Here is a 16,623-nt window from a genome sequence, read left to right as displayed (position 1 = left end):
GATGAATCATTAGCGCATTAAGATTGCTTCGTTCCTCGCAATGACGTTTTAAATAAAAATTAAAATGCCAAAAATCAATTTTTTTACCGAAGAAGTTACTTACACGCTTAAACACAAAACCATTATTAAAAAATGGATTGAAGCAACTATTGTAGAAGAAGGTTTCAAATTAGAAGAACTTAACTTCATTTTATGTTCTGATGAGTATTTGTTGCGTATAAACCAAGATTTTTTGCAACATGACGATTATACAGACGTAATTACTTTCGATAACTCAGAAGAGCTTAAAACAATTGTAGGCGATATTTTTATCAGCATAGAAAGAATTAAAGAAAACGCTGCCAATTTTAAATCAGCTACGCTAAATGAGTTGTGTAGGGTAATTATACACGGAACTTTACATTTGCTAGGTTATAAAGACAAAACCAAAAAAGCTAAAACTTTAATGACAGAGAAAGAAGATTTTTATTTGGCAAAACTTTCGCTCATTTAATTTGAAGCAAAAATAAACTTGCCGAAAGTTATAATTCAGCCTTCGACAAGTTAAAATGAATAGGTATTAAGCTAAATTCCTTCCCGCATTAACAATACCATACACGGTTCTTATTGCCAATTTTTCATAGGCTTGGCGCTTTTCATCTGTTAGCTCGTGTTGCAATTTTTCTAAAGCATAATGCTGCACCAATACCAAAGGCATGATAATTTTCTCTCTCACAGCAATTGATCGTTTTTCTACCGGATAATTTTCCATTAAACTATGGTGACCAGCTAATTTCAATAACATCGATTTCGAAAGTTCAAACTCTTGATGTAGCATTTTCCAAAATTCACCGAATTTTTTGTCGTTGGCTAAATATTCGGTTATCGAGAAATCAGATTTGCTCATAGACATCATACAATTATCAATGATGGTTTTAAAGTAGCCCGATTGCTGGTATGTTTTTTCTACCTGAGCCCAGTTGCCAGCTTTTTCTTGGTTTTTTAAAGCTGTACCAATACCATAAAAACCTGGGATATTTTGTTTCAATTGGCTCCAAGAAGTAACAAAACTAATCGCTCTTAAATCTTCTAACTTCAAAGCTTCACCAGAGTTTCTTTTTACTGGGCGGCTACTTATGGTAATTTTAGATAATAAGCTTAATGGCGATAAAGTTTCTAAGTATGATAAAAACAGCGGATGTTTTCTTAATGCTAAAAATGAGTCATAACTATCGCTAGCCATTACTTCTAAAGTATCGTAATTTGCTTTGTCTAATAAAACATTATGTTTCTCTTTAACTCCAGATGAAATTCCGGCATTAATCAATTGCTCAATATTAAAAGCAGCACTATCAATAGAGCCATATTGCGAGCTTATTGTTTGTCCTTGTATAGTTAATTGAATGTTTTTGTTCGCAATTTCTTTACCCATAGAAGCATAAAAACGATGCGTTTTACCACCACCTCGAGAAGGAGGCCCTCCGCGGCCATCAAAAAAGGCTAATTTAATATTGTGTTTTTCGGCAGTTTCGGTTAATTCTACTTTAGCTTTAAAAATAGACCAATTGGCCATTAAATAACCACCGTCTTTTGTACTATCAGAAAAACCAAGCATAATATCTTGTTTTCCACCACGGCTTGCCAGATGTTTTTTATAAAATGGATGCGTATATAAGGTTTCCATAATTTCGGCTGCACCGGATAGATCATTAACGGTTTCAAAAAGAGGTACAAAATCAATTGTTAATTCATCTGCCTCCCAACCGTTCCATAAAAATAATTCAATCAGCTGCAAAATATCACTCGCTTGTTGGCAATTGCTAATAATAAAACGATGACAAGCCATTTCGCCATTGCTTTGTTGCATTTCTTTAATCTGAGCAATGGTTTGAAGTGTATCTTGGGTTAAACTGTCTTGCTCATCGGCATACTTAATTTTAGCATTTCTAAAAGAAAGAGCTTTAATTTTCTCTACCTCAGAAAGCTCATTATAATTTGCTGGAAACAATGAGTTAATAGGTTTTTGCTGACGGCAATACGTATGTACATCACGCAATATTCTACTATCTTGTCTAATATCTAACGATGCAAAATGACTACGGTATAATTCAACTTTTCGGGTTAAGTTGCTCACTAAATCAACAAATAAGCCATCATGTTCTTTAATTAAAGTATCATGAATTTTATTTAAATTTTCAATTATAAAACTCGATATATCTTGTGGTTCTAAATTGCTATCAAATGCATTTTTGTACAACACATCTTGCAAAAGACCCATTGCATCTTCTACACCTCTAAAAGTAATACGGCGTTTAATATTCCTAAAATCACGATAGTAACACCTAAACAAAATTTGGCGCAACATTTTAGAAACTTGCAACGTAGTTTCTGCATGTACATTTGGGTTGCCATCTCTATCGCCCCCTGGCCAAAAACCAAGTTCTATAATTTTTTTAGGGTCGATGTGGTATTCAGACAAAAGATTGTTTAATCCAGATTGAATATTTGCTGCGGCGAAGTAAAAAACATTTTCTAAATACCACGATAAACTTAAAGCTTCATCAACTGGTGTTGGCGCTTTTTTATTAAAAAATGGTGTTTTGCCCAATTGTTGCAATAACTGATTAATGGTGGTAATGTCGTTAATCTTAATTGCAGCAGTTAAATCGTTAATAATTGCCAATACACTGCCCGGATAAAACTGCGTAGGGTGTGCTGTTAAAACCAACCGCAAGGAAAAATCCTCAATCAGTTGATCTACTTTTTCATGTAAAATTTTATCATCATTTGCTTTTAAAAACAAGGCTCTTAAAGAACTTTGCTCATCGGCGATGTTCAGTTTATTAAAGGAAGCATCTTCAACAGCATCAAAAAGCACAACTTGGCGTTCAATGTATTGTATAAATCTAAACAGTAAGTCGATAATATCTTGAGTATTCGTATTTGGTGTATACTTGCCAAAAAAATCTTCAATCAGCTTTGCTGGAGTTTCGTGATTTTTAACGCCATCTTCACAACTTTTAATAAATAACGGTAATAAAGTACCCGTGTCTTTAACCTTATAAAATGGTAAGGTTAAAAACAAACTGTTATATAATTCGAAACGAGATATCACCTCATTATTAAAAACAGATTCTCTTTGACTAGTTGGTTGTAATGATTGCATGCTCAAAAGGTAAGAAAATTGTATCTAATAGCCAAAAAAATTACCAATTTACTTATGTAAATGACAATATGCTATCAATTTTTTAAAATATGTGATAACTATTTAATTCATCTAATTTTATAATTTTCAAATCATTATTTGCTTTGTAGTAATACTAACAAAATTTTTGCGAGGAAAAAGTTTTAAATTTTTGAAAAAAATTCTTACCTTGTATTTCATTAAAGGTTAAACAAATCTTTTAAAAGTATCGCAAAGTTTAGTGTAAGAGTAGCTTTGCAACTAATTGTTAATTTTTTGGGAAAAACGATCCTGGCATTATGTCGGGATCGTTTTATTTTTAAACAGATTTTTTCTTTTGCTACATAACTCTATTAGCTTAAACAGCTGTTCTAAATGTTAGCGTAGCGCATCTCGAGCTTTTGATAACGCGGATTTCAAATCCGTAAGATTACTCATTCAGATGCCTTTCAGAACATCTCGAATTGCTACTTGCCTTTAAGAGCACTAAAAATAGAATAGCTATCTTTAACTAACCAAAACGCAAATTGTAGCTTGATGAAAAATAAACCCTATCTAAAAGCATTGTTATTGATGCTTACATTAACTTCTTTCACCCCAAAACCCAACATCGATTCTACAAATAGTTGGGTAAGAATAAACTTATTAGGTTATCAACCTCAATCTAGTAAAGTTGCCATTTGGGCGAGTAAAACTAATCACATTCCAGAAAAATTTGAGTTAGTTGACCAAAGCGGTAAAGTAGTTCATACTTCAACAAGTGTTAAAACCTTTGGTGCATATGGTCCATTTAAAGCAACTGCTAGATTAAACTTCTCAGATTTTAAAACACCAGGAAAATATTTCATCCGCATTGCGGAAGTAAAATCTCCATTAATAATTATTGGCGATGAAGTTTACCGAAATACGGCAGACTTCGCCTTGCGATACATGCGCCAACAACGAAGTGGATTTAATCCTTTTTTGCAAGATAGCTGCCACACACACGATGGATTTGTAGTTTACGGAGCTAAAGCGGGCATAAAAGACAGCACCTATTTTGATGCAACTGGCGGATGGCACGATGCCAGCGATTATTTGCAATATTCAACAACATCGGCCAATGCCACTTATCACTTATTAATGGCGTATCGAGATTTTCCTCAGGCATTTGCCGATACTAAACAAGCAAATGGATTAGAAGGGAGAAATGGCACGGCCGATGTTTTAGATGAAGCCAAATGGGGATTGGATTGGTTGTTGAAAATGCATCCAAGAGACAACATCATGTTTAATCAACTGGCGGATGATAGAGACCATAGTTCGATGCGGATACCAAAAGAAGATAACCAATATGGAAAAGGTTTTGAGCGACCATTGTATTTAATTACAGGTGAGCCACAACAACGTGGAAAATTTATGAATAACACCAAAGGCACAAGCTCTACTGCAGCAAAATTTGCAAGTGCTTTTGCTTTGGGATCAAATATATTCTCAGCAACTGATGAAGAATACGCAAAAAAACTAACTCAGAAAGCTTTTAGTGCGATGAGTTACTCGCAGATCAAATTAGGTGTAACGCAAACAGCATCTGTAAAATCGCCCTATATTTATGCAGAAGACAATTGGGTTGATGACATGGAACTCGCGTATGCCTCAATGCATCTAGTAAAACCTCAATCGTTACAGAGAAATGTTAACACGGCTTTAACATACGCTAAACAAGAACCCATAACCCCTTGGCTTACAAAAGATACAGCTAATCATTATCAATATTATCCTTTTGTAAATATTGGGCATTATGAGTTGGCTAAACAATCATCGGGCAGTAACAAAAAACAGCTCATTAATTATTATAAACAAGGTATAGCGCAGGTTTGGGCTAGAGCTAAACAAAATGCATTTTATCGCGGTGTGCCGTTTATTTGGTGTAGTAATAATTTAACTGTTGCGTTTGCACAACAATGCATGTGGTATAAAGAGTTATCTGGCGATGAAAGTTTTAATGAACTCGAACAAGCGAATTTCGATTGGATTTTTGGTTGCAACCCATGGGGAACAAGCATGGTTTATGGTTTGCCAAGTTGGGGAGATACACCAACCGATCCGCATTCTGCTTTTACACATTTAAAACAATATCCAATTGATGGTGGCTTAGTTGATGGGCCAGTTTATACCAGTATTTATAAAAACTTAATTGGCATACAATTAACAAAACCAGATGCTTACTCAGATTTTCAGAGTGATTTGGCGGTTTACCACGATGATTATGGCGATTATAGCACAAACGAACCTACAATGGATGGCACAGCATCGTTAATTTACCTACTTGCTGCGTATGATAGTAGAGCAAAACAAACTAGCAACAATTTTAAAACAGAACTAGGCGCTATAACCAGAGGTGATATTAAACAAAAGAAAATTGCCTTAGTTTTTACTGGTGATGAATTTGCAGATGGTGGAGAAAGCATCAAAAAAACATTAATTAGTGAAAATATAAAAGCTTCATTTTTCTTAACAGGAAGATTTTACAATAATCCAAAATTTAAAAGCCTGATTAAAGATCTAAAAGCAAATGGTAACTATTTAGGTGCTCATTCTAATGATCATTTGTTGTATAACGATTGGACAAAAAGAGACAGTTTGCTGGTTACAGAAAATCAATTTAAAAAAGATTTAATGGATAATTACAAGGCTATGCAAATGTTTGGGATTAAAAAAGATGATGCTTCTTATTTTTTACCACCTTATGAATGGTATAATCAACAAATTGCAGATTGGACAAAAAGTATCGATTTACAGCTCGTCAACTTTTCTTCTGGAACAAGATCTAATGCAGATTATACTTATCCAGAATTGGGTAAAAGCTATCGCAGTAGCGATGAAATTTTAAATTCAATTACAACTTACCATAACAGCAACACAAATGGTTTAAACGGATTTGTGTTGTTGCTACATATCGGTACCGACCCAAGGCGTAAGGATAAATTTTACAACAAATTACCCCAACTCGTAAAATTTCTTAAAACTTCTGGTTATGAACTTGTCAAAATCAACGATTTATTAAAACCAGCGCTTTAAAACGTAAAATATTTTTAAATAAATATTTACCTTTGGCATAAATCAAAAAAAAATGAGTACAGAAAATAATAACAATTTTGAATGGGTTTGGTATGTAGTAGGGATTTTAGCAGGTATGTTAGTCGTATTTGCAGTTACTACTCACTTTGGATACATCCTTTTAGGCGGAATTTTCGGCTTAATTTTCGGTGCAGTATTTTTAAATAAAGTTGTAAAAGGGCGCCATTACTAGTTCTTTACCAAATTCTAAGCTTATGAAAAATATAGTTTTAGGTCTGTTTTTGGCGGTTATTAGTTTTTCGGCTAATGCCCAAACTACGGCAACGCCTGTAAAATACACAATTTTAGATGCTAGTCCGTTAGATGTTTTGTATTATCCTTTAAATGCTGTAAAAGTAAAAAAGGGTGATCCATCTATGCCAATTATTAAAATAGTTTACTCTCGCCCAGCAAAAAAAGGAAGAGAAGTATTTGGCGTATTAGAACAGTTTGATAAAGTTTGGCGTTTAGGGGCTAATGAAAATACCGAAATTAGCTTTGCAAAAACAGTTACTATAGGCGATAAAAAAATTAAAGCAGGCACTTATAGTTTGTTTGCTATACCAACAAAAGACAGTTGGACGATAATTGTAAATAAACAGACCGATAGATGGGGAGCTTTTAGTTACGATGAAGTAAATGACGTTGCTCGAGTTGTGGTTCCGATTACTAAAACCGAAAAGGTAGTAGAAAATTTTTCAATGACATTTGCAGAATCTACTGAAGGTGCAAATTTGTTTATGGCTTGGGATAAAACTCAGGTAATGCTGCCAATTGTTTTTAAGAAATAAAATATAGTGGTAACTAATATAATTGAAGGGAGTTTTTAAACTCCCTTTTTTTGTGTTAAACCTTTTCTGAGGTAGTTGTCTATAAAAAGCAAAACGAGAACAACATCTATCATTAAAAACGCCTTAAAAAATGTTGGGGTTATTAGTTTTTCAGTATCAAACTGGAAGTTAATTTTTGAAAATGAAGCCGATAAACTAAAATCGCTTTGCGAAATAACATAACCAACTATACCTAACATTGATACTAAAAAGAATGCCATTATGCTGTAAACAATTCGATTATCAACCTTGGTTTTTAGCGCAATAGGCTTAATTTCTAGGTTAATCTGCTCCATCACATTTCTACTAAAAGACATTGATGGTTCTTCAAACTCAAGATGATTTAAAGCGGCGTTAACAGCCAATAATTCTTGATAAATCTTTTGGTAATGCTCATTAGCTAAAAGCTCTGCTTCAATTTGATGACGCTCTTCTGCAGTACAATTACCATCTATGTAGTTCCAAAGTTGTTCTTCTATCTTGTTCATATCAATTCCTTAACTTCATCATTTAATAAATATTGTAATTTTTCTTTTAATCTTGTCCTTGCCCTATGCAATTTTACCTTAACTGTATTTGGCGCCATATTAAGTGTTTTTCCAATTTCTTCTAAACTTTGTTCGCCTTTATAAAAGAGGGTGATAATAGCTGCGTCATCAGGTAAAAGCATATCAATTGCTTGGTTTAAATAAAAGTAACTAGATTTTTTCTCAGCAAAATTGCTTGCATCAAAATCAGTTCCGTTATTGGCTATTTGCAATACATTTTCATCATCATTTATAGATTGCGTATCTAATCTTTTTTTGCGCAAAAAAGTCATTGCGGTGGTATAAGTTATGGTATACAACCAAGTTGTAAATTTAGCATTTTGCTTAAACGTTCCTAATGCCCTGTATGCTTTAACAAAACAATCTTGTGCTATTTCTTCTGCATCTTCTCTGCTTTTTGCAAAACGAATAGCCAATGTAAACACAAAACGCTGGTGGCGTTTAACCAATACCGCATACTGGGCAGTATGGCCAGCTAGCACAGCATTAATAAGTTCTAAATCGGTTTCTTTCTCTTGCATTTATACAACTAAGACCACATGATTTAATACAAGGTTACAGTAATTTTAAAAATTTTAATACTCGGTTAGGTTTAATGTTTAAAACAAATCACAAAGTTTTAGGGTTATGATGGTATCGCTCTGCCTATCATTTACCTTAAAAATAAATATTATGAAAAATGTAAACACCCCAAAAAACAATCCACATGTGCAAGGTGGTTCAGTTGCTGATAGAGCAAATCACGATGTAAAAGTAGACAAAAAGCAAAATGGCATTACAAATGCTGGCGGACAAAGATCTGATCAGACATCAAATAAAGATAACGAAAGAAAAAGAGGTCAATAAAGAAAGAAAGCCGATGAGTTGTTAAAACTCATCGGCTTTTTTATGCTTATTATGCTAGTGTTTTAATATCCTTTACTTCTACTATTTTTCTTTCATTTTGATAGTTTGAAGTGTTAATCATCGCTAATCCCATTTCTTTTAAGGTTACAAAGCTATTTTTATTGATGGCTTTTAATATGGGAAATAACCACATAAAAGCTTTGTAGTAAGGTTGTGTGTATTTTAATCCTTTGGTTGGCTTAATAATGCCTGGTCTAAAATTGAAAACCTGTTTAAAAGGTAATTTTATTAAATTGTTCTCTGTTTTTCCTTTTACAATTGCCCAGTTAATGCCTCCTTTTTCGCTGCTATTTGTACCTGCACCAGAAACATAACAGAAAGTCATATCGTTATTTAACCTGCTTAAAGTTTCTGCTACATGCATGGTTAGGGTGTAAGTCATTTTAAAATAAATATCTTTTGCGGTACCAACCGATGTAATACCTAAGCAAAAATAGCAAGCGTTATAGCCTGTCAATTCATTTTCAATAGCAGAAATATCAAAAAAATCTTGATGAATAATTTCCTTTAGTTTCGGATGAGTATAACCACAAGTTTTACGATTAATTACCAAAACTGACTCAACTTTTTCGCTTTGTAAACACTCATGTAAAACGCCCTCGCCAACCATTCCTGTTGTGCCTGTAATAATGGCTTTTATTTTTTCTGACATTAGCTAAAGGTAAGTATTACTTAGTGTTTAAACCAACATCCTCAATCTTGGTTGGCTTATTAAAACCCTTCATCTTGGTTATTGTTTTTTAAGTAGATGTTTACCTTTACAAAATGCCAGAGTTAATCCTTTTATCCGTGCTTTTAATCCCTCAATTAGTTGCGGGTATTTATGCAAAAAGTATAGGTAAAAGTTTTTGGTTCTGGTTTTTTATCTCCTTTCTTATTCCCATAATCTCCTTAATAGTACTTTTATACTTAGATAAAGATAAAAAAGGGAAAAGAACGAGCTATCAATTGGCGGATCATGTTAAAAAGCTAAAAGAAAAGGAAACGCTTTAACAAAAAAAATGCCGCCAAATAATTTGACAGCATTTTTTGGTTAGTTTTATTCTTAGTTTCTAGCTGCACCCATTTTATAATCATAAGGTGGCGGCGCATTTAGCAAATGTTGTACAAAATAATCCCAGCGCCTACGCATCATATAAGGTGAGTATGGCCCAAAACCATGTGCGCTATTTGGAAATAACAATAAATCGAAGGTTTTATTGGCTTTAATTAATGCATCAACAACTAACATCGTGTTTGATGGGGGTACGTTATTGTCCATCATTCCATGAGCCAACATCAGTTTTCCTTTTAGATTTTTAGCATAAATTTGATTGGCTTGTTTTTCGTAATCAACATTTTCGGCTAAACCATTATAGCGTTCGCCCCAATCATCCTCATAGTTTCTATTGTCATGATTTCCCGATTCGGCTATGCCTACTTTAAAGAAATCGGGAAACCTAAACATAGCCGCTGCGGTTGCAAAACCACCTCCAGAATGGCCCCAAATACCTACTTTATTGGTATCTATCGGATAAGTTTTAGCCAATTGCTTAATTGCAGTTATCTGATCAGGCAAAGTGTTTTCTGCCATGTTTCCATAAGCCATATCATGAAAACTTTTAGAACGAAATGGATTGCTTGTACCTTCAATTACAACCACGATAAAACCCAATTCGGCCAATGCCTGATGATCTCCTCTTGAAGCGTTAAAAGACCAACTGCCAACACTTCCGCCCTGCGGACCAGGATAAATGTAATCGATAACAGGATATTTTTTATTGGCATCCATTTTGGTAGGTGTAAAAACTAAGCCATAAATATCTGTAGTGCCATCATGCGCTTTTACGCTAACTGGAATTGGTGCTTTCCAACCTGTAGCAGCTAATCTCGAAACATCGGTTTTACCAACTTCAGTAATTAATTTACCTGCTAAAGTTCTGTAATTCATTACTGCAGGTATATTTGGCTGCGAGTAAGTATCGATAAAATTATTACCTGATGGAGAAAATGCAATGCTGTGATTACCCTGTTCTGGAGTTAACAATGTTAAGCCTTTTCCATCAAAACCAATTTTGTATAAGTATTGGAAGTATGGATTGCCGGCTTCTCTACCACAACCCATAAAATAAAGTAATCGATTTTTTTCATCAACCCTAAGTAAACGCGTTACTAACCAATCGCCTTTGGTAATCTGATTTTTTAATTTGCCACTTTGCGAATCATATAAGTACATGTGGCCCCAGTTATCACGTTCAGAATACCACAAAATTTCTTTTGTATTCGGTAAATAACGCCAGTTAATTGCTCCTCTACCAGATTCGAACTGCGTCTTAACGGTTTCTTCAAAAACTTCTCTAACGGTTCCGGTTGTTGCATCTGCAATACGAAACTTAGAATTTTTATGATCTCTAGAAGTGGATAAAAAAGCCATTTCTGAGCCGTCAGCTTTCCAATCAATGTCATCAAAAGTGCCGCTGCTTGCAATATCATCACTTAAACTAGCACGATGTGGATCTGCAGGAATGTTTAAACTGATTACTTTTGTATTCTCTACATCAATAATCACCCTTCTAATCGTCGGGATAACTTTATCGCCTGGCAAAGGATATTTCCAAGCTTCTAAAACCGGAGCACCAACGTTTGTTGTAACCAAATACATATCGCTCACTTCGCGTTGATCTTGCTGAAAAGTAGCAATTTTTTTAGAATCAGGAGACCATCTAACAATTGGGCCATCACTCATTGTCCAGCCAGCATTATCAGTAGCGTAACCGTAATTTTTTATGCCATCAGTGGTTAATTGAGTTTCTTTTTTACTTTCAACATCCCTTACGTATAAGTTCCAATCTTTAATAAAAACAGCTTTTTTGCCATCGGGCGATAAAACTTCATTTCTATTCCCGAAACGTCTTCCGCCTGTTGATGCCGTTTCTTTGTATTCGGTTGTGAGTGTTTTAGTTTTCTTTGCAGGGTCGATTAAATAGGTTTCTGTTCCGGTTTGAATTTTTACGGTAAACCAGAATTGATCGTTAGCTAACCAGTTTATTCTGCCGGGTGTGCCATCAATATATTTTTCTGTGTTATAGCTCATAAAGCTTTCTGCTCTTTCGTAATCTTGGGCAGTAATGCTTACTTGGGCATTTGCTGATACCAAAAAAGATAAACCAGCAAGGGTAAGTAGATATTTATTCATATACTTTAATTTTCATTAAGCCTAAAATTAATATCTTTTAGCCATTTGCATTTTATCGTATTAGTAATAATACAGAATAGAATTATTAAAGTAGTCTATTTGCAATTTATCTGCATAAATTTTTGAGTACTTACGCATCATTACATTGATCCAAGAATGAATTATATTCAGTAATTTAATCGTAAAATTAGGGTGTAATTAATCTTTAAGAATTAGCTCTCAAATTTCGTATTTGCTCAAGTGCTAATACATCAAGTTGGTCTTTTGGTCTATTTACAATCTTTTTATTTTGGATTAATTGATTGATGTGGAGGAATGGGATATTAGCATCTTCGATATTGGCAACTGAGGCCATTTCTAAACATTCATCGAAAGTGTAACCTTCAAGTCCTTTCATGTTGATGAGTATGTCTAATCTCAGCCCATTATTTAGATGAAAATCAGTCCATCCAGGAATAAATTGCATATAATCGATCATTGGATAGTTTCCCATTCCGCATTTTATGAAGCGCTGCGTAAGGCTTTTCTTTTCTCTAAATCATCCTTAAGCCAAATGTCTAAATCTCCTGTAAATCGTTGATAGCCATGTAAGTTTATGGCATAACCCCCGACTAAAATATATTTAACATTAAATTCTTCAAGAGCTTTCCAGAAATTTAAAATTTCCTCATCAAATATATCCACAAACTATTTGCTTATAAACGGTTTATGAGTAATAGTTGCCTTGCTCATCGTTTTCTGAATTTTATAAAGCAGCGTTGCCATTTCAAAGCGTTCTTTATAACTACGGTTTAATCCTTCCTTTAAAAGATCTAATTCAGCTTTATCAAATGATTTTTTACTTTTTTCCATGGATATATATATATCTCGAAACTAACTCAAATTTATGCAAAATGTTTGCTATTAACAATCTGTTATTTTTAGGGAAAATTAAGAGTTGAATAAATAGCTTTAATCAACTCTTTGAATTTCAAATAGCTATTTTTTAGCTGGTATAATTGTAGTTGGTAATACTTGAGTAGTTTTATTCATTACAGAAGTTATACTAGAAATTACGCCGGCAATATCAGATAAATCTGCAGGTACTATCATGGTATTGTTGGTTTTAGCCAATTTACCAAACTCATTTAAATATTGCTCGGCAACACGTAAATTAACCGCATTCATACCGCCTTCTGCATTTATAGATTTAGCAATTTCTGTAATACCTTTTGATGTTGCTATGGCAACCATTTCAATTTCTGATGCAGTACCACTCGCCTCGTTAATTTTACGCTGTTTTTCACCTTCAGATCTGGCAATCATTTCTTGTTTATCACCTTCTGCACGGTTAATTTTTGCTTGTTTATCACCCTCAGATTCTGCAATCATCGCTCTTTTTTCTCTTTCGGCACGCATTTGTTTCTCCATCGCATCTCTAATGCTTTGTGGTGGTGAAATATTTTTTACCTCGTAACGAGATACTTTTATGCCCCAAGGCTCACTCGCTTTGTCTACAGCACTAACAATGGTTCCATTTACAGTTTCACGCTCTTCAAAGGTTTTATCAAGCTCCATACGGCCAATTACACTTCTCATGGTGGTTTGAGAAATTTGTATTACTGCAAAGCGATAATTATCAATTCCGTAAGAAGCTTTTTGAGGATCCATTACCTGCAAGTACAAAATACCATCAACCTCTACAGCAATGTTATCTTTAGTAATACAAATTTGTGAGGCTACATCAATAGCTTGTTCTTTTAGGTTTTGCTTGTAAGCAATTTTATCAATAAAAGGAATAAGAATATGGAAGCCTGCTTCGAGCGTACGGCTATATTTACCTAATCGTTCTACAATAAAAACGGATCTCTGTGGTACAACTTTAAAAGTAGATAAGAAAGCTACTAATACAAATAATATTAATACGATTAAAATAATTGTTGATGACGTCATAGTTTTAGATTTGTTTTACAATTAATAAGATACTTCTGGTTTCGATAATTTGTACTTTTTGTCCAGGGACAATGTAGTCATCAGATTTGGCATCCCAGCTGGCGCCTTTAAATTCTACCTTGCCATTGTCTTGAGGTGTTATTGCTGTTTCTGCTAATGCAATTTTGCCTATATATTCATCTTCGAGCACACGCGGACCTTCTCTGTACATGCCTAGTTTGTCTTTTAATACCTTTCTTAAAAGAATTACACTAACAATTGCAGTTATTAAAAAAATAATCAGCTGGGTATTTAAGCCTATATCCGTAAAAAGAGTGAGTATAGCCACTAGCCATGCGGCAATGCCAAAAAAGAATAAAATAAAGCCAGGTACAATAAATTCAAGTAGAAAAAATATAAATCCTACAATGAACCAAAGTACGGTAATGTTCATAAATTCATCCATATTTAGAGAGTTTGATTTGTTGTAAAATACGGCTAAATAGTTGTATTTCAAAATAAAAACGTATTAAAAGCAACAGGGTTAAACAAAAAATGCCCAAGCTTTCGCAAGGGCAGATTTAATTAACTTTTAGTTATAATCTTATTCTACAACGGTAACTTTAATCATATTAGTTTTACCTTTTGCTTGCAATGGAATAGAAGCAGAATTGATAATGATGTCACCTTTTTTAATTAATTTATTCTTTTTCAACACATCATTTACATCAGCAATAGTATCATCAGTAGTTTCAAATTTATCGTAGAAAAACCCTCTAACACCCCAAATTAAGCTTAAAGTATTTAAAATAGTTTTATTACTTGTAAAAATAAAAATTGGTGCTTGTGGCCTATGACTAGATAATTCGAAAGCAGTATAACCGCTTGATGTCATAGAAACAATACCTACCGCATTAGTTTGTTTAGCTAAGAAACAAGCCGAATCGCAAACAGCATCGCTTAAAAAGCTTTTAGAGCTTTTGTTTAAGTATTTTTCTACGTGAAAAGAATAATTGTTCTCTTCAATGTTATTGATGATTTTTTGCATCGTTTCGATAACGATCAAAGGAAATTCGCCAACTGAAGTTTCGCCACTTAACATTACTGCATCAGCGCCATCTAATACTGAGTTAGCTACATCATTTACCTCTGCACGTGTTGGGCGAGGAGTAGTGATCATGCTTTCTAGCATTTGTGTCGCAATAATTACAGGTTTAGAAGCTGCTCTACATTTTTTAACAATCATTTTTTGCAACAAAGGCACTTCTTCCATCGGCATTTCTACCCCAAGATCTCCACGAGCAACCATAATTGCATCAGAAACAGCAATAATTTCGTCGATATTTGCAATTGCTTCTGGTTTTTCAATTTTTGCAACAACTCTCGCTGTTTTGCCTCTAGCTTTAATGATATCTTTTAACTCGATAATATCTTCGGCGTTACGTACAAAAGATAAACCAATCCATTCTACATCATTTTCTAAAACAAATTCTAAGTTATTTCTATCTTCAGGGGTTAAAGAAGGAATAGAAACTTTAGTATTTGGTAAGTTTACTCCTTTTCTAGAAGTTAAAATACCACCATGTACAATTTCACATACAACTTCATCTTTGTAATTGGTTTCAATTACACGCATTTGCAGTTTACCATCATCTAAAAGGATAATTTCTCCTGCTTTCACATCTTGTGGAAAGTTTTCGTAAGTAATGTAAATACGCTCTTCGTTACCCACACATTCTTGTGTAGTAATTACAGTTTTTGCTCCGTTAACTAAGTGAATACCACCATCTTTAACGGTTCCAATTCTAATTTTTGGGCCTTGTAAATCTGCTAGTATACCAACATTGTAATTGTATTTTTTGTTGATGCTGCGAATAGTATCTAAAACTTCTTGATGATCTGCTTGTGATCCATGAGAGAAATTTAATCGACAAACATCTAATCCAGCGTTAAACATACTGTATAAAACATCTGGCTTAGCAGATGCAGGGCCTAATGTGGCTACAATTTTAGTTCTTGAATGAAAAGGTTTCATTTATTATTTTGTTTATTGAAGATAAAATCAAAAAGCTCGAATTAATATAAAACAGCGCTGTTTTATCTTTTTGTTTAAATTATTTTCAGTTTGATATAAGATTCAAATATAGTGTATTTACTACACTAACAATATAAAATTTACATTACTAAATTCTCTTTCGATTTTAGTTTAAGCGGATTTATTTGTGCAGCTACCTGAATATCAGGTAGTTTGTTTAATCTGGTTAAAATAAAATTGAGATCTTCTTTATCAATATATTGATGAATTATGATAAAAAAATCTACCTTATTCATTTCAGGAATTAAAAACCCTTCTGGATTTCTGTTGTTTACTAAATAATATTCAATTTCGCCTTGCTCAACAAAATAATAAAACTTAGAAAATGCCAAAGGATCTTCGTCAATATTATAGTAAACCTCGTGATCATCAGTCTTTTCGAAATCAAATTCTAATGCTTTGTTTATTTTATGGCAAAGGATATAATCCTTTGCAGCAGCTGTTATGGCTATTAAAACAAAATCAAGGTCTAACGATAGTTTTAGGTAAGTTTTATTCAAATCGAAATATTTTTTTAGAATTACGAAATTATAAAACTAATTTTACATAAAGTTTGAAATAAAAAGATTAAAATTGATTGAGAAATAAAAACATTTGAATTTGTTCAAATTTTATTTTTCTTTGCACAGAATTATTTAACCATTAAATTATAAAATTATGTCTGATATTGCTTCAAGAGTTAAGGCTATTATCGTAGAAAAACTAGGTGTTGATGAAAGCGAAGTTACGCCAGAAGCGTCTTTCACTAACGACTTAGGTGCAGATTCTTTGGATACTGTAGAATTGATTATGGAATTCGAAAAAGAATTCAACGTTGCAATTCCTGATGATCAGGCTGAAACTATCGGTACTGTAGGTCAAGCAGTTGCTTATTTAGAAAAAAACGTTAAGTAGTA

General features: G+C 33.5%; 19 protein-coding genes. 7 read left to right on the top strand and 12 right to left on the bottom strand.

Annotated features, from left to right (window positions below):
• Nucleotides 1–64: 64 nt before the first annotated feature.
• Nucleotides 65–493, top strand: coding sequence for an rRNA maturation RNase YbeY (gene ybeY, locus FA045_RS00210; protein WP_136873223.1), 429 nt, complete (start codon nucleotides 65–67; stop codon nucleotides 491–493).
• A gap of 66 nt (nucleotides 494–559) precedes the next feature.
• Here the strand turns inward: ybeY and FA045_RS00205 are convergent, their stop codons facing one another.
• Nucleotides 560–3,145 (bottom strand): phosphoenolpyruvate carboxylase, encoded by a 2,586-nt coding sequence (locus FA045_RS00205; RefSeq protein WP_136873221.1) that lies wholly within the window; start codon nucleotides 3,143–3,145, stop codon nucleotides 560–562.
• A gap of 555 nt (nucleotides 3,146–3,700) precedes the next feature.
• Between FA045_RS00205 and FA045_RS00200 the strand changes: the two genes are divergently transcribed.
• The 3 genes from FA045_RS00200 to FA045_RS00190 are packed head-to-tail and all read left to right on the top strand — an operon-like array spanning nucleotide 3,701 to nucleotide 7,053.
• Nucleotides 3,701–6,223 (top strand): glycoside hydrolase family 9 protein, encoded by a 2,523-nt coding sequence (locus FA045_RS00200; protein WP_136873219.1) that lies wholly within the window; start codon nucleotides 3,701–3,703, stop codon nucleotides 6,221–6,223.
• Between the two features lie 52 nt (nucleotides 6,224–6,275).
• Nucleotides 6,276–6,455, top strand: coding sequence for a hypothetical protein (locus FA045_RS00195; protein ID WP_136873218.1), 180 nt, complete (start codon nucleotides 6,276–6,278; stop codon nucleotides 6,453–6,455).
• A 22-nt stretch (nucleotides 6,456–6,477) separates the two neighbouring features.
• Nucleotides 6,478–7,053: a DUF2911 domain-containing protein gene (locus FA045_RS00190; RefSeq protein ID WP_136873216.1), complete on the top strand. Its 576-nt coding sequence runs from the start codon at nucleotides 6,478–6,480 to the stop codon at nucleotides 7,051–7,053.
• Between the two features lie 35 nt (nucleotides 7,054–7,088).
• Here the strand turns inward: FA045_RS00190 and FA045_RS00185 are convergent, their stop codons facing one another.
• On the bottom strand, nucleotides 7,089–7,580 hold the full coding sequence (locus tag FA045_RS00185) for an anti-sigma factor family protein (RefSeq protein WP_136873215.1): 492 nt from the start codon (nucleotides 7,578–7,580) through the stop codon (nucleotides 7,089–7,091).
• Nucleotides 7,577–8,161, bottom strand: coding sequence for an RNA polymerase sigma factor (locus FA045_RS00180; protein ID WP_136873213.1), 585 nt, complete (start codon nucleotides 8,159–8,161; stop codon nucleotides 7,577–7,579). Before FA045_RS00180 ends, FA045_RS00185 begins: the two co-directional genes overlap by 4 nt.
• A 151-nt stretch (nucleotides 8,162–8,312) precedes the next feature.
• Here FA045_RS00180 and FA045_RS18780 point away from each other — a divergent pair, with 151 nt between their 5' ends.
• Nucleotides 8,313–8,486: a hypothetical protein gene (locus FA045_RS18780; RefSeq protein WP_169304992.1), complete on the top strand. Its 174-nt coding sequence runs from the start codon at nucleotides 8,313–8,315 to the stop codon at nucleotides 8,484–8,486.
• 49 nt (nucleotides 8,487–8,535) lie between these two features.
• On the opposite strand, the gene FA045_RS00175 is transcribed toward FA045_RS18780, so the two are convergent.
• Nucleotides 8,536–9,198, bottom strand: a complete 663-nt coding sequence (locus FA045_RS00175; protein WP_136873211.1) for an NAD-dependent epimerase/dehydratase family protein — start codon at nucleotides 9,196–9,198, stop codon at nucleotides 8,536–8,538.
• Between the two features lie 113 nt (nucleotides 9,199–9,311).
• Between FA045_RS00175 and FA045_RS00170 the strand changes: the two genes are divergently transcribed.
• On the top strand, nucleotides 9,312–9,539 hold the full coding sequence (locus FA045_RS00170) for a hypothetical protein (RefSeq protein WP_136873209.1): 228 nt from the start codon (nucleotides 9,312–9,314) through the stop codon (nucleotides 9,537–9,539).
• 52 nt (nucleotides 9,540–9,591) lie between these two features.
• Here the strand turns inward: FA045_RS00170 and FA045_RS00165 are convergent, their stop codons facing one another.
• From FA045_RS00165 to FA045_RS00135, 8 genes are all read right to left on the bottom strand, one after another.
• A complete protein-coding gene (locus tag FA045_RS00165) occupies nucleotides 9,592–11,721 on the bottom strand; it encodes a S9 family peptidase (protein ID WP_136873207.1) in 2,130 nt (709 codons plus the stop codon).
• A gap of 205 nt (nucleotides 11,722–11,926) precedes the next feature.
• The gene (locus FA045_RS00160; protein ID WP_136873205.1) at nucleotides 11,927–12,214 is read right to left on the bottom strand and encodes a hypothetical protein; all 288 of its coding nucleotides are present in this window, start codon (nucleotides 12,212–12,214) and stop codon (nucleotides 11,927–11,929) included.
• Nucleotides 12,215–12,222: 8 nt separating this feature from the next.
• The gene (locus tag FA045_RS00155; protein WP_136873203.1) at nucleotides 12,223–12,405 is read right to left on the bottom strand and encodes a hypothetical protein; all 183 of its coding nucleotides are present in this window, start codon (nucleotides 12,403–12,405) and stop codon (nucleotides 12,223–12,225) included.
• Between the two features lie 3 nt (nucleotides 12,406–12,408).
• Nucleotides 12,409–12,573 (bottom strand): hypothetical protein, encoded by a 165-nt coding sequence (locus FA045_RS18775; RefSeq protein ID WP_169304991.1) that lies wholly within the window; start codon nucleotides 12,571–12,573, stop codon nucleotides 12,409–12,411.
• A 126-nt stretch (nucleotides 12,574–12,699) separates the two neighbouring features.
• Nucleotides 12,700–13,653, bottom strand: a complete 954-nt coding sequence (locus tag FA045_RS00150; RefSeq protein WP_136873201.1) for an SPFH domain-containing protein — start codon at nucleotides 13,651–13,653, stop codon at nucleotides 12,700–12,702.
• 4 nt (nucleotides 13,654–13,657) lie between these two features.
• Nucleotides 13,658–14,149 (bottom strand): NfeD family protein, encoded by a 492-nt coding sequence (locus tag FA045_RS00145; protein WP_136873199.1) that lies wholly within the window; start codon nucleotides 14,147–14,149, stop codon nucleotides 13,658–13,660.
• Nucleotides 14,150–14,236: 87 nt separating this feature from the next.
• Nucleotides 14,237–15,667 carry a pyruvate kinase gene (pyk, locus tag FA045_RS00140; protein ID WP_136873197.1) on the bottom strand — a complete coding sequence of 477 codons (1,431 nt, stop codon included), beginning with the start codon at nucleotides 15,665–15,667 and terminating at the stop codon, nucleotides 14,237–14,239.
• Between the two features lie 140 nt (nucleotides 15,668–15,807).
• A complete protein-coding gene (locus FA045_RS00135) occupies nucleotides 15,808–16,227 on the bottom strand; it encodes an IPExxxVDY family protein (RefSeq protein ID WP_136873195.1) in 420 nt (139 codons plus the stop codon).
• A 157-nt stretch (nucleotides 16,228–16,384) separates the two neighbouring features.
• On the opposite strand from FA045_RS00135, the gene FA045_RS00130 reads away from it, so the two are divergent.
• On the top strand, nucleotides 16,385–16,621 hold the full coding sequence (locus tag FA045_RS00130) for an acyl carrier protein (protein ID WP_031266521.1): 237 nt from the start codon (nucleotides 16,385–16,387) through the stop codon (nucleotides 16,619–16,621).
• Nucleotides 16,622–16,623 lie beyond the last annotated feature (2 nt).

The sequence above is a fragment of the Pedobacter cryotolerans genome (assembly GCF_005116475.1).
Classification (GTDB): domain Bacteria; phylum Bacteroidota; class Bacteroidia; order Sphingobacteriales; family Sphingobacteriaceae; genus Pedobacter; species Pedobacter cryotolerans.
Note: the sequence above shows the minus strand (reverse complement) of the source record. Positions and strands in the feature narration are given on the sequence as shown.

Coding starts and splice junctions, on each gene's coding strand:
- FA045_RS00130 (WP_031266521.1), top strand. CDS start 16,385: ATGTCTGATATTGCTTCAAGAGTTAAGGCTATTATCGTAGAAAAACTA.
- FA045_RS00175 (WP_136873211.1), bottom strand. CDS start 9,198: ATGTCAGAAAAAATAAAAGCCATTATTACAGGCACAACAGGAATGGTT.
- ybeY (WP_136873223.1), top strand. CDS start 65: ATGCCAAAAATCAATTTTTTTACCGAAGAAGTTACTTACACGCTTAAA.
- FA045_RS00160 (WP_136873205.1), bottom strand. CDS start 12,214: ATGGGAAACTATCCAATGATCGATTATATGCAATTTATTCCTGGATGG.
- FA045_RS00185 (WP_136873215.1), bottom strand. CDS start 7,580: ATGAACAAGATAGAAGAACAACTTTGGAACTACATAGATGGTAATTGT.
- FA045_RS00165 (WP_136873207.1), bottom strand. CDS start 11,721: ATGAATAAATATCTACTTACCCTTGCTGGTTTATCTTTTTTGGTATCA.
- FA045_RS00170 (WP_136873209.1), top strand. CDS start 9,312: ATGCCAGAGTTAATCCTTTTATCCGTGCTTTTAATCCCTCAATTAGTT.
- FA045_RS00195 (WP_136873218.1), top strand. CDS start 6,276: ATGAGTACAGAAAATAATAACAATTTTGAATGGGTTTGGTATGTAGTA.
- FA045_RS18780 (WP_169304992.1), top strand. CDS start 8,313: ATGAAAAATGTAAACACCCCAAAAAACAATCCACATGTGCAAGGTGGT.
- pyk (WP_136873197.1), bottom strand. CDS start 15,667: ATGAAACCTTTTCATTCAAGAACTAAAATTGTAGCCACATTAGGCCCT.
- FA045_RS00150 (WP_136873201.1), bottom strand. CDS start 13,653: ATGACGTCATCAACAATTATTTTAATCGTATTAATATTATTTGTATTA.
- FA045_RS00200 (WP_136873219.1), top strand. CDS start 3,701: ATGAAAAATAAACCCTATCTAAAAGCATTGTTATTGATGCTTACATTA.
- FA045_RS00190 (WP_136873216.1), top strand. CDS start 6,478: ATGAAAAATATAGTTTTAGGTCTGTTTTTGGCGGTTATTAGTTTTTCG.
- FA045_RS18775 (WP_169304991.1), bottom strand. CDS start 12,573: ATGGAAAAAAGTAAAAAATCATTTGATAAAGCTGAATTAGATCTTTTA.
- FA045_RS00205 (WP_136873221.1), bottom strand. CDS start 3,145: ATGCAATCATTACAACCAACTAGTCAAAGAGAATCTGTTTTTAATAAT.
- FA045_RS00180 (WP_136873213.1), bottom strand. CDS start 8,161: ATGCAAGAGAAAGAAACCGATTTAGAACTTATTAATGCTGTGCTAGCT.